This window comes from Cupriavidus sp. SK-4, assembly GCF_000611125.1.
GTDB classification, from domain to species: Bacteria; Pseudomonadota; Gammaproteobacteria; order Burkholderiales; family Burkholderiaceae; genus Cupriavidus; species Cupriavidus necator.
On sequence record NZ_JFJW01000136.1, the window covers coordinates 18528 to 30342 of the forward strand.

The window sequence follows — 11815 nt, forward strand, 5'->3', positions numbered from 1 at the left end:
GGTGGCAGTGGTCTCAGTCCAGCGTCGCGCCTGAATCCTTCACGACCTTCTGCCAGCGCGTCATTTCCGTGCTGAGATAGGCGGCGTAGGCCTCCGGGGTCGATCCGCGCGGCTCCGCACCCTGCGCGGCCAGGCTCGCGCGCGTCTCGGGGTGGGCCAGCGCCTTGGTGGCGGCGGCATTGAGCTTGCGCACGATCTCGGCCGGTGTCTTTGCCGGCACCATCATGCCCTGCCAGGCGCCGACCTCGAAGCCCGGCTGCACGGTTTCGGCAAGGGTGGGCACGTCCGGCAACTGGGCGCTGCGCGTGGTGCTGGTGACGGCCAGTGCGCGCATGCGCTTGTCGCGGATGAAGGGCAGCGATGAATTGATGGTGTCGGCCATGAACTGCACCTGTCCGCTGGCCAGGTCGGTCAGCGCCGGCGCGCTGCCCTTGTAGGGCGCATGCACCGCCGACAGACCGTTGGCCTGCAGGAACATGAAGGCAGCCAGGTGCGTCACGTTGCCGTTGCCGGCCGAGCCGTAGGTGAGCTTGTCGGGGTTGGCCTTCAGGTACTGGATGAACTCTTTCACGTTCTGTACCGGCAGCTGCGCGTTGACCTCCAGCACCAGCGGCACCATCGCCGTCAGCGCCACCGGCGCGAAATCGCGTTTCACGTCGTAGCTGAGCTTGCGGTAGAGCGCCGGGCTCAGCGCGATCGACGAGGTGTTGTACAGCACCGTATAGCCGTCGGCCGGCGCCTTGGCGACGATCTCCGCGCCGATATTGCCATTGGCGCCGGGCCGGTTGTCTACCAGCACCTGCTGGCCGAGCGTCTCGCTCATGCGCCGTGCGATCACGCGCGACACCAGGTCGGTCGGGCCGCCCGGCGGGAACGGCACCACCATGCGGATCGGGTGCGACGGGTAGGCGGCATCGGCCGCCGCCGCCGGCTGCGCCAGCACCGCCGGCAATACGATGGCTGCCGCGGCAGCCAGTGTCGTGATGAAAGTCTTTGCCTTCATGTGCTTGTCTCCTCCATCCATGCAGCCACGCGGCGGATGCCGCCATGGGTTCAGCGTCCCGCCAGCAACCGGCGCGCGGTGTAGGTCATGACCTGCTCACCGCGCTGGTTGAACACCTCGATGCGCGAATCCACCACGGCGCGGCCGTTGCGCGACGTGGGGCGGATGCCGGTCACGGTCACGGTGGCGTGGATGGTGTCGCCCACCATCACGGGCGCGTGGATCTGTTGTGTCAGTTCCAGCATGGCCAGCCCGGTGCCCTGGATCATGGTCTGCAGGATGAAGCCCTCGATCAGCGTGTAGGTCAGCGCTGCCGGCACCGGCCGGCCCTGGATGGCGCCACCGTCATAGCCGGCTTCGATGAAGATGGCCTCGACCATGCCGGTGACGGAGATGAAGTTGACCAGGTCGGTCTCGGTCACGGTGCGGGCGAAGGTGCGGAACGCCTGGCCTTCCTGCAGGTCCTTCCAGTAGAAGCCCTGGCCGAGGCGGGGTAGTTCTGCATGCGTCATGGTGTCTCCTTGGCGGGTGCGCAGCGTGCGGCACCGCTTTGTTGCAATTGCGCGATCGCTTCTGCGGATAGTCCCGCTTGCGCCAGCACGCCCTCGGTGTGCTCGCCCAGCCGCGGCGGGATGCCGAGCGGCGCGCGCTGGCTGTCGAAGCGCACCGGCGCGCCTGGAAAACGCAGCGTGCCCATGGCCGGGTCTTCGACGGTTTCGAAGAAGCGGGTGGCGGCCAGGTGCGGATCGGCCGGCAGGTCGTCGAGTTCATTGATGCGCGCCACCGGGATCTGCAGGCGTTCGCACAGATCAACCCAGTGCGCGGTGGTCTGTCCCTGCACGATTTCGCCGGTGAGCTCGTACAGCGTCTCGATATGCCGCGTGCGTGCCGCGATGTCGGCAAAGCGCGCATCGGCGGCCAGCTCGGGGCGCTCGGCGGCGCGGAAGAAGTCGCGCCAGTGCGCATCGGTGTACGGCATCATGCAGACATAGCCGTCGGCGCTGCGGTACGGGCGGCGCAGCGGCGCCAGCACGCGCGGGTAGCCGCTGGGGCCGCGCGGCGGCTCGAAATGGCGGCCGTAGAAATGCTCGACCAGGTTGAAGGCAACCATGGATTCGAACATCGGCACTTCGACCAGCGTGCCGTGGCCGGTGCTGCCATCGGCATTGCGCCGCGCGCGCCCGGCCAGCGCCGCACAGACCGACAGCGCGGCCACCAGCCCGCTGGTCTTGTCCGCGGCGATGGTGGGGAAGTAGCGGCTGTCGCCGGTTTGCGCCGCCATCAACGCGGCATTGCCCGACAGGCCCTGGATGATGTCGTCGTACGCCGGGCGGCCGCCATAAGGGCCATCCTCGGCAAAGCCGAGCAGGCTGACAAAGACCAGCTCAGGGTGGCGCGCCCGCACGTCGTCGGGCGCCAGCCCCAGTGCGGCCAGCTTTTGCGGGCGCATGCTGTGCATCAGCACGTCGGCGCCGGCCAGCACGCGGTCCAGCGCGGCCTGCGCGGCCGGCTGCTTCAGGTCCAGCACCACGCTGCGCTTGCTGCGGTTCACGCCCAGGAAAATGGCCGCCATGCCGGGCTCGGCGGCGGGGCCGGTGCGGCGCGTGGAATCGCCCTCGGGCGGCTCGACCTTGATCACCTCGGCGCCAAGGTCGGCCAGCCACTGGCTGGCATACGGCCCCATCACCACGGTGGACAGGTCGACCACGCGGATGCCTGCAAGCGGCAGCATGTTGTCTCCGATCTTGTTGACTGTGGGGCACAGGGTAGATCAGCAGGCGAGGCTTGGTCTAATATTAGTTTTTTAGAAATCGATATTCACAGGATATTAACGAGCCATGGACTTCCGCCAGCTGCAGCAGTTCGTCGCCCTGGCCGAGACGGGCAACTTCCACCGCGCCGCTGAACGCCTGCACATGGCGCAGCCGCCGCTTTCCATTTCCATCCGCAAGCTCGAGGACCAGCTCGGCACGGCGCTGTTCGTGCGCACCTCGCGCGGGGTGCGGCTGACGCAGGCGGGCGAGGCCGCGCTGCACGATGCGCGCCGTGCGCTGTTCCACGCACAGCAGGCACGTGCGGCGGCGATTGCCGCGGGGCAGGGCGAGCGCGGCGCGCTGCGCATCGGCTTTATCGGCTCGGCGACATACGCGCTGCTGCCCAAGCTGATCCCGGCGTTCCGCGCGGCGCATCCTGGCATCGAGCTGATCCTGCATGACTCCACCACCGCCGCGATCCTGGACCGCCTGGAAAAGCACCAGATCGACGCCGGCCTGGTGCGCTTCCCGATCCTGGACACCGGCAACTATTCGCTGACGCCGCTGGAAAACGACGTCTTTGTCGCGGCTGTGCCGGCCGACAGCCCGCTGGCAAGCGCAGGCGCCATCCCGCTGCGCGCGCTCGCGGACGAGCCCTTCATCATGTATCCGGCGGCGCAGGTGCCCAACCTGCACGCGGTGGCAATGCTGCTGTGCCAGCAGGCGGGCTTTGTGCCGCGTGTCACGCAGGAGGCGGTGCAGGTGCAGACCCAGGTCAGCCTGGTCGAGAGTGGGCTTGGCGTGGCCCTGGTGCCAAGCGTGGCGGCACGCTACGCCAACCGGCGCGTGTGCTTCCTGCCATTGTCCAGCCCGCGGCGGGCCGGGCGCATCGGCATTGCGCTGGCGGCGCGGCCCGATGACGGCGACCGCCAGGTGCAGCGCTTCCTGGCGGCGGCGCAGGCGGCGGTGAACTGACGGGGAGGCAGGTGGCGCGGCGCCTCAGGCGGCGCGCGTGCGTGGCGTGCGCGGCGTGCGCGGCCGCGCGGGCGGCGTCACGCCGGCGCGTTCCAGGTTCACGCCCGGCAGCAGGTGCAGCAGCCGCACCAGCTCTGACTGGCGATGCGTGCCGGTCTTGCGCAGCGTGTCGCGGATATGCACGCGCACGGTGTGGGGCGAAAGAAATTCGCGCTCGGCAATTTCGTTGAGGGTTTCGCCGGCAGCCAGGCGCGTCGCGATAATGCTCTCCTTGCGCGATAGCCCGAACAGCGAGGTCAGCAAGCCGGCATCCAGCACCGAGCGCGATTCCGAGTTGCCGAACAGCATCATCGCGGCCGGCAATTGCCACGGGCCCTCCACCGGCTGGCGCGACACCAGCGGCGTGACGATGATCGGCACCGGCTGTCCGCCGGAGGTGATGTGCATCCACGAGCCGGAGGCCGCCTCAGTGCCGCGGGCACGCATGGCACCGTCGAGCAGCTTGCGCAGCACCGCCTGCAGCGTGTCGCTGTGGGCGCGCAGCACGCCGCCCTGCAGCGACAGGTGGCCGTCGGCCTGCACCAGCGCCTCGGCCCAGCTGTTGGCATAGCGCACGCGCAGGTCCGCCTGCAGCACCATCACGCCGAAGTCCAGCGTATCCAGGCCGGCCAGGCCCAGGCTGGCCAGCCCGCTCAGCTCGAAGTTGCGCTGCTGCATCCGTGCCGCGCGCACCCAGTGCGGCATCACGTGGGCCAGGCGCCGCTCGCGCTGGCCTGTGCTGATGCTGCCCGCGCTGGTGCCGCTCATCAGCACGCAAACCTCGGCGTTCTCGATCAGGCGGATGCCTTGTTCCAGTCCGCTGCAGGCCAGCGCAGCCGTGGCCGCATCGGCCATGCTGCCATGGTGCGAGGCCGCCAGCGCAGCGGTGCCATCGCAGGCCAGCGCGGGGGCGTCATTGGGGGTGCAGCAAGCGCCCGCATGGGGCAGGTCGAGCGGTCCGGGCAGCCAGTCGGGCATGCTGACGCCGCTGGTGAAGCAGCCGTGCGGGGTCACGCCAAGGCGGGCATGGCCGGCAAGCTTGTCCCAGATCAGGTAACGCGGGCTGCCTGTGCACGTGTATCGGGAAAAGAGGTCGAGGGCGGCGGGCATGGCCGCAACGTCCAGCGCGGACTCGTAGATTGAGTCGACCAGACGATGGAAGTCCTCGTCCGTAGTCGGGTGTTCGCCCATGTTCAGATCCCCCCGGTGGCAAACGCCTATTGCTCTGCGCCACGGCAAGTGGCTACATCTTTTTGTGTTATCGGTTCCGTTCTGGCGTTCTGTATCTGCGCCGTAACGCAATCATGCCAAACAATGTTGTTTGTTTTATCCCCCGTGTCGGGGGGGAAAACACGGATTGCGCGGCGTAACTCCCTGCCAGGGCAGGCAGGGACGCGATCATACCGCCGCGCGATAGTAATACCCGAGAAGAAAAGAAATTTTCAGCGCTGAAATAGTGCTCGACGTTCCACATGCGCCACGACTCTGTTGGCGCTTGTGCCACAGGTACAACGCAGCAAGATCGCAGCATTGGTTTAATTGACAGAAGAGGAACGCCCGCGCCAACCGCGTTGCTACTGTCCCTGAATTGTCGGATCAGCCGCCCGTTGGGTGGCTTTTTCATTGGCGATTTCCGGATCCAGCAGCTGCGCCGTGCCGCCACCCACCTGGATCGTCAGGCTCGGCGATGCCATGCGGATGCCGCTGGCGTCGAAATTGCGCTTGAGCCGCGCGTTGAAGGCGCGCGTGATCTCGGCCTGCATCAGCGGCCGGGTCTTGAACTGTGCCATCACCACCGGCCCGTTGGGGTCGAAACGGTCCAGCCCCAGGATGTCCAGCCCCGACATCAGGTTGCGCGCGTAGTGATGGTCGCGCGCCAGTTCGGCGCCGGTGGTGCGGATCAGCTCCAGCGCCTGGTCCAGGTCGCTCTGGTAGGTGATGCCGATGTTGAACACCGCGTAGGCATAGCCGCGCGACAGGTTCTTGACTGCCTTGATCTGGCTGTACGGCAGCGTGTGCAGTGCGCCGCGGCCGTCGCGCAGCCTGACCGTGCGGATGGTCATGGCTTCGACCACGCCGGCGTGGTCCGGCAGCTCGATCGAGTCGCCGATGGCGATGGAGTCCTCGACCACGATGAACAGCCCCGTGATCAGGTCCTGCACCAGGCTTTGCGCGCCGAAGCCGATGGCCAGGCCGACCACGCCCGCGCCGGCCAGCAGCGGCGTCACATTGACGCCCAGGTTGGCCAGCACCGCGATCACCGTGATCACCAGCAGGCCGATGAGCGAAGCGTTGCGCACCAGCGGCAGGATGGTCTTGGCCCGCAGGCTGGGCTGCGCGCCGCGCCCGTGCGCAGGCGACAGTGATTGCATGATGGCGGTGTCGATCAGCAGCCAGACCAGCCAGGCCAGCAGCACGGTGCTGGTGACGCTGAAGACCGTCTCGGTGAGATGGCGGCCCGCGGCGGACGACTCGGCCAGGCGCACCAGCGACGTGCCCCAGACGCGCATCACCATCTCGATGAAGACCGCCCAGATCAGCACGCGCAACAGCGCCAGCGCAAAGCGCCCGAAGCGCTGCAGGTAGGCCGAGCGGCGGCGGTCGCGGATGCGCGGCGCGCGCGCGGTGGCCTTGGGCGAGTGCCCCACCACCATCGTCAGCAGCAGCCCGGCGAGGAACAGCGTCACCGACGCCACCGTGCGGCGCAGGAACACATCCGCATTGCCGGTGGCCAGGATGGTGCCGACCACCGATGCCACCACCACCGCCAGCACCGGCAGGTGCCAGGCCTGGCCGGCCAGCCGCAGCAGGTCGGTCACGGCCGGGCGGGCCTGGCGGAAGGCCAGCGGCCGCTGGCCGATCAGCTGGCCGATCTGCCGGCGGAAACACAGCGCGAACGCGCCGATGCCCAGTGCCGCGGCGATATTGGCCACGGTGGCCACCAGGGCGCACAGGTTGGTGCCGAGCACGGCGACCACGCGGCTGTCGGTGGCGCCGTCGCCCAGTGCCGCCAGCGCCCCCGTGCAGAACAGCAGCCACGGTGAGTGCGCCAGCAGCTGCCGCACCGCCAGCTGCCGGTGCGCGCTGCGGAACAGCGTGAAGATGACCTGGCACACCGCTGCCGCGATCGCCCCCGCCACGATCGCATATGCCACCAGCACGGCGGCGACGCTGGCCGGCGATTGGGCAAACAATTGCTGGGCCAGCAGCAACGTCAGGCCGAATGCCACCACCCAGGGCCCGATATGGCGCAGCATGAAGATGCCGACGTCGACCCACGATGGCAACTCGGGCAGCTTGCCGCGCTCGGCGCGCGTGGGTTTGCGCGCGCGCCGGCGCCGGATGCGGTGGCCGATCTCCCACAAGGCCCCGCCGCTCACCGCCCAGACTGCCAGCACCAGCGCGAATTCACGCAGCGAGGCCAGCGTGGTGCGGGTGCCGTTGTGGGTGAGCGCGGTGTGCCATTCCTCGCCCGCGAAGCGCGTGCGCCAGCGCCAGAACTGCCACGGGCCGCGATCCTCGCGCAGATGGGAATCGACCTCGTCCAGCACTTCAGCGACGGCACCGATCAGGCCGGGCGCGGAGGCGCCGGCCGGGGCTGCCGCGGCGGAGGCGGGCGCGGCCCCGGAGGCACCCAGCCCCTGGCGCATGGTTTGCAGCTGGCCCACCAGGGCGTGCCGCTCGCCGTCGTTCTGCAGCGTGGCGATCACCTGGTCCAGCGACTGCGCCAGCGGCACGCTGGCGGCGGGTGCGCTGGCCGGCGCCGCGGGTTTCTCCGCCTTGCCCAGCAGTGCCGCGAGGGAGCCGGCCGGGGCGGCGTGCGCCGGGATGGCGCACAGCAGCGTCAACAGCGCGGCCAGCATGGCGAGCGCACGCAGCACCGGCTGCAGTGCGGCATGCCAGCGGGGCGCAGGGGTGGGGGCGTGGTATTCGGGTTTGTGCATGGTTCGTAGTCGGTTGCCGGTGCCGGGCGGCGCCGGAATGGCCGTCGATCGCGTCACTGTAGCGCATCGGTCGCGCCGGGTGCCGGAGCGCGCCGCAGGCACGCGCCATCCTCATTCGTCGCTTCGGACGATGCGTCGCAACGGCCGATCCACGAATCTCGACCCCACTCCGGTACAGGCGATTCTTGCGCCTGCCGGCTTCATCAAACCGCGGGGCCGCGCTGGATCCGGCCGGGCCAGGAACAAGAGACAAGGGATAGACGATATGGAACTCAATGCATCGGTATCGGCAGTGGTGACGGGTGGCGCTTCGGGCCTGGGCGCGGCGACGGCACGTGCGCTGGCAGCGCAGGGCGTGCGCGTGGCGCTGTTCGACCTCAACGTGGAGAAGGGCGAAGCGCTGGCGCGTGAACTGGGCGGCGTGTTCTGCCAGGTCAACGTCACCTCAGAGGCCGAGGTCGAGGCCGGCTTTGCCAAGGCGCGCGCCGCCATCGGTCAGGAACGCATCCTGGTCAACTGCGCCGGCACCGGCAACGCCATCAAGACCGCCTCGCGTTCCAAGGAAGCGCCGGACCAGATCAAGCATTTCCCGACCGATGCCTTCGAGCGCATCATCCAGATCAACCTGATCGGCACCTTCCGCTGCATCGCGCGCTCGGCCGCGGGCATGCTGACGCTGGACAGCGCCGGCGGCGAGCGCGGCGTGATCATCAATACCGCGTCGGTGGCGGCGCAGGACGGCCAGATGGGCCAGGCCGCGTACTCGGCATCGAAGGCCGGCGTGGTCGGCATGACGCTGCCGATCGCGCGCGACCTGGCGGGCGAAGGCATCCGCGTCAACACCATCCTGCCGGGCATCTTCAATACGCCGCTGCTGCAGGGCGCGGCAGAGAACGTCAAGGCCGCGCTGGCCGCTTCGGTGCCGTTCCCCAAGCGCCTGGGGCAGCCGGAAGAGTTCGCGTCGCTGGCCGTCGAGATGTGCCGCAACGGCTATTTCAACGGCGAGTCGGTGCGCCTGGACGGCGCCATCCGCATGGCGCCGCGCTGAGCGTAGCGCCAGCACATCGTCGTGGCCGGGCCCGCGCACCGCTGGTCCGGCCACTATCAGAATCAGGAGACGCGGATGGACTTCAGCTATCTGACGACACTGCCCCACGCGGTACGCCACTTCGCGCGCCTGCGGCCCGAGGCGGTGGCGTATGCGTTCGAAGGCCGGCAGACCACCTATGCCGGGTTTGAGCGGAACACCAATCGCGTGGCACAGGCCCTGCTGGCTGAAGGCGCCGGGGTCGGCGAGCGCATTGGCTATATCGGCAAGAACAGCGACCACTATTTCGAGCTGCTGCTTGGCGCGTCCAAGATCGGCGCGGTGATGACGCCGGCTAGCTGGCGCCTGGCGCCGCCCGAGGTGGAGTTCATCCTCGGCCATTGCGATGCCGTGGTGCTCTTCGTCGGGGCGGAATCGGCGGCAATGGTCCGGAACCTGCTGCCCGCGCTGCCGATGGTGCGCAAGGTGGTGGTGATGGAGCCGTGCGCCGAGCAAGGCGACTGGCAGTGCTACACCGGCTGGCGCGACGCGCAGCCGGACACGCCGCCCGCGCACCAGCCCGCCGCGCATGACGTGCTGCTGCAGCTGTACACGTCCGGCACAACGGGCCGGCCCAAGGGCGCGATGCTCACGCACCGCAACCTGACCATCGGCACCGAAGTCAGCGAGCGCGAGAACCTGCTCTGGTCGCACTGGGTCGCCGACGATGTTTCGCTGGTGGCGATGCCGGTGGCGCATATCGGCGGCTCCGGCTGGGGCCTGCGCAACCTGCTGTCCGGTGCCAAGGGCGTGGTCGCGCGCGAGTTCGATCCGCGCGCGGTGCTCGACTTTATCGAGAAGGAGCGCATCAGCAAGCTGTTCCTGGTGCCGGCTGCGATGCAGATCGTGCTGCGCGACCCGCGTGCGCGCCAGGTTGACTACTCGCGCCTGAAGTACCTGCTGTACGGCGCCGCGCCGATTCCCGCGGCGCTGCTGCGCGAGGGCATCGAGGTGTTCGGCTGCGGTTTCGTGCAGCAGTACGGCATGACCGAGACCACCGGCACCATCGTGGCGCTGCCGCCCGAGGACCACACCACCGAGGAAGTGCCGCGCATGCGTGCCGCGGGCAAGCCGCTGCCTGGCGTGGAGATCAAGGTGGTCGACTATGAAGGCCGCCAGCTCGCGCCCGGCGAGGTCGGCGAGCTCGTGGTGCGCTCGCAGCACAACATGGCCGGCTACTGGAAGCAGCCCGAGGAGACCGCGCGCACCATCGACGCCGAAGGCTGGCTGCGCACCGGCGATGCGGGCTACATGGATGCCGAGGGCTACCTGTACATCCATGACCGCGTCAAGGACATGATCATCAGCGGCGGCGAGAACGTCTATCCGGCCGAGGTCGAAAGCGCGATCTACGGCCATCCGCAGGTGGCCGACGTGGCGGTGATCGGCGTGCCGGACGAGAAGTGGGGCGAGGCGGTCAAGGCCATCGTCGTGCTCAAGCCGGGGCAGGCGCCGGACCAGGCCGGCATCATCGCGTGGACGCGCCAGCGGCTGGCGGGCTTCAAGGTGCCCAAGAGCATCGAGTTTGTCGAGGCGCTGCCGCGCAACCCGTCGGGCAAGCTGCTGCGGCGCAAGCTGCGCGAGCCGTTCTGGGAAGGGATGATCCGGCGGGTGAACTGACGCCGGCAAGCAGCAAGCAAGAGCCCGCCGTCACTGGCGGGCTTTTGCTTTGGCGGGCAGGGAGCGGGGCGCCCGCTATAATCCGCGCAGGCACTGTGCCGCCTCACCACGTCACCCCCAATATTGCGCGACAACTTCCCCCAGCCATGTCCAAGGACCCCGCGCAAGCCCGCCTGACCCGCCGCTACGTCGAAAAGCGCGAGGCCATCCTGGACGCCGCCGCGCGGCGCTTCAACCACCAGGGCGTACGGGGCACCACCTTGTCGGATGTCGCCGAGGACGTGGGCCTGAGCACCAACAGCATCACGTACTACTACCGCAAGAAGGAAGACCTGGTGGTGGCGTGCCTGCTGCGCGCCATCGGCGAGATGGTGGACATTGCCAGCGCGGCCCAGCAGCAGCCGGCGCCGCGCGACCGGGCGGGGGCCTTCATCGCGCTGTTCTTCGAACGCCTGGCGCGCACCGCCACCGGCGAGCGGCCTGAGCTGATGAATTTTCGCGAGATCCGCGCGCTGCCGGACAGCCATGCCGCTATCGCATTCGACGCCTACACCGACATGTTCCGCCGCATCCGCCAGCTGCTGCGCGAGCGCCCGCCGGCCGATCCGGCGCAGCGCAGTGCGCTGAGCGCGCGCGCCCACCTGCTGCTGTCGCTGGCTACCGGCGCGATGTCGTGGGTGGAGCGATATGAGCCTGAGGACTATCCGAAGGTGGCGCAAACCGTGGTCGACGTGCTGCTGCACGGCATTGCCGCGCCGTCGGCCCGCTGGCATGCGCAGATGGACGTATCCGCGCTGCTGCCGGCGCCGGACAGGCCCGAGACCACGCAGGAGGCGTTCCTGCGCGCGGCGACCGAGCTGCTCAACGAGCAGGGCTATCGCGGCGCGTCGGCCGACCGCATCTCGGCCCGGCTGAACCTGACCAAGGGCGCGTTCTATCACCACAACGAGAACAAGGACGACCTGATCTCGGCCTGCGTCGACCGCATGTTCGCAGTGATCCGCAATACCCAGACACTGGTGGAGAACGGCCCCGGCACCGGCTGGGACAAGCTGTGCGCGGTGTCGCGGGCGCTGGTGCAATACCAGTTCTCCAGCCAGGGGCCGCTGCTGCGCCTGACCATCTATGGCGCGCTGCCCGAGGACATGCGCAAGGAGAAGATGCTGACCATGAGCCGGCTGTCGGCGCGGATCGTGCGCTTCCTGGTGCTGGGCATGCAGGATGGCTCGATCCGGGCACTGGACCAGTCCATTGCCGCGCTGCAGGTCAACGGCATGATCAATGCCGCGGTGGAGTTGTCCCGCTGGGTGCGCGATGCCCATGCGGACAACGCCGCTGACCTGTTCGTGCGGCCGTTGCTGATGGGGATCCTGTCGGAGCCCTGAGCGCTAGC

Annotated in this window: 9 protein-coding genes; 4 read left to right on the forward strand and 5 right to left on the reverse strand. The window is 68.8% G+C overall.

Annotated elements, in window-relative coordinates; translation table 11 throughout:
- Nucleotides 1–13: 13 nt before the first annotated feature.
- The 3 genes from CF68_RS27210 to CF68_RS27220 are packed head-to-tail and all read right to left on the reverse strand — an operon-like array spanning nt 14 to nt 2735.
- Complete coding sequence (locus tag CF68_RS27210; RefSeq protein WP_035825013.1) at nt 14–1003, reverse strand: tripartite tricarboxylate transporter substrate binding protein; 990 nt, start codon at nt 1001–1003, stop codon at nt 14–16.
- Between the two features lie 50 nt (nt 1004–1053).
- Complete coding sequence (locus CF68_RS27215; protein WP_035825016.1) at nt 1054–1515, reverse strand: MaoC family dehydratase N-terminal domain-containing protein; 462 nt, start codon at nt 1513–1515, stop codon at nt 1054–1056.
- Nucleotides 1512–2735, reverse strand: a complete 1224-nt coding sequence (locus CF68_RS27220; protein ID WP_035825019.1) for a CaiB/BaiF CoA-transferase family protein — start codon at nt 2733–2735, stop codon at nt 1512–1514. The genes CF68_RS27215 and CF68_RS27220 overlap by 4 nt, the downstream gene beginning before the upstream one ends.
- A gap of 106 nt (nt 2736–2841) precedes the next feature.
- Between CF68_RS27220 and CF68_RS27225 the strand changes: the two genes are divergently transcribed.
- The gene (locus CF68_RS27225) at nt 2842–3732 is read left to right on the forward strand and encodes a LysR family transcriptional regulator (protein ID WP_035825021.1); all 891 of its coding nucleotides are present in this window, start codon (nt 2842–2844) and stop codon (nt 3730–3732) included.
- A gap of 24 nt (nt 3733–3756) precedes the next feature.
- Here CF68_RS27225 and CF68_RS27230 read toward each other — a convergent pair whose 3' ends face one another.
- Both CF68_RS27230 and CF68_RS27235 read right to left on the reverse strand, forming a co-directional pair.
- Nucleotides 3757–4962, reverse strand: coding sequence for a helix-turn-helix transcriptional regulator (locus CF68_RS27230; RefSeq protein WP_035825023.1), 1206 nt, complete (start codon nt 4960–4962; stop codon nt 3757–3759).
- A gap of 383 nt (nt 4963–5345) precedes the next feature.
- A complete protein-coding gene (locus CF68_RS27235) occupies nt 5346–7715 on the reverse strand; it encodes a mechanosensitive ion channel family protein (RefSeq protein WP_035825025.1) in 2370 nt (789 codons plus the stop codon).
- 265 nt (nt 7716–7980) lie between these two features.
- Here CF68_RS27235 and CF68_RS27240 point away from each other — a divergent pair, with 265 nt between their 5' ends.
- The 3 genes from CF68_RS27240 (at nt 7981) to CF68_RS27250 (ending at nt 11807) form a co-directional block, all read left to right on the forward strand.
- The gene (locus CF68_RS27240) at nt 7981–8763 is read left to right on the forward strand and encodes an SDR family NAD(P)-dependent oxidoreductase (protein WP_035825028.1); all 783 of its coding nucleotides are present in this window, start codon (nt 7981–7983) and stop codon (nt 8761–8763) included.
- A gap of 75 nt (nt 8764–8838) precedes the next feature.
- The gene (locus tag CF68_RS27245) at nt 8839–10422 is read left to right on the forward strand and encodes a fatty acid--CoA ligase (RefSeq protein ID WP_035825031.1); all 1584 of its coding nucleotides are present in this window, start codon (nt 8839–8841) and stop codon (nt 10420–10422) included.
- Between the two features lie 146 nt (nt 10423–10568).
- Nucleotides 10569–11807 carry a TetR/AcrR family transcriptional regulator gene (locus CF68_RS27250; RefSeq protein WP_035825034.1) on the forward strand — a complete coding sequence of 413 codons (1239 nt, stop codon included), beginning with the start codon at nt 10569–10571 and terminating at the stop codon, nt 11805–11807.
- Nucleotides 11808–11815: the final 8 nt, after the last annotated feature.

Bases quoted from the DNA above. Each gene is read 5' to 3' on its own strand.
- CF68_RS27210 (WP_035825013.1), bottom strand. From the start codon at position 1,003: ATGAAGGCAAAGACTTTCATCACGACACTGGCTGCCGCGGCAGCCATC.
- CF68_RS27215 (WP_035825016.1), bottom strand. From the start codon at position 1,515: ATGACGCATGCAGAACTACCCCGCCTCGGCCAGGGCTTCTACTGGAAG.
- CF68_RS27220 (WP_035825019.1), bottom strand. From the start codon at position 2,735: ATGCTGCCGCTTGCAGGCATCCGCGTGGTCGACCTGTCCACCGTGGTG.
- CF68_RS27225 (WP_035825021.1), top strand. From the start codon at position 2,842: ATGGACTTCCGCCAGCTGCAGCAGTTCGTCGCCCTGGCCGAGACGGGC.
- CF68_RS27230 (WP_035825023.1), bottom strand. From the start codon at position 4,962: ATGGGCGAACACCCGACTACGGACGAGGACTTCCATCGTCTGGTCGAC.
- CF68_RS27235 (WP_035825025.1), bottom strand. From the start codon at position 7,715: ATGCACAAACCCGAATACCACGCCCCCACCCCTGCGCCCCGCTGGCAT.
- CF68_RS27240 (WP_035825028.1), top strand. From the start codon at position 7,981: ATGGAACTCAATGCATCGGTATCGGCAGTGGTGACGGGTGGCGCTTCG.
- CF68_RS27245 (WP_035825031.1), top strand. From the start codon at position 8,839: ATGGACTTCAGCTATCTGACGACACTGCCCCACGCGGTACGCCACTTC.
- CF68_RS27250 (WP_035825034.1), top strand. From the start codon at position 10,569: ATGTCCAAGGACCCCGCGCAAGCCCGCCTGACCCGCCGCTACGTCGAA.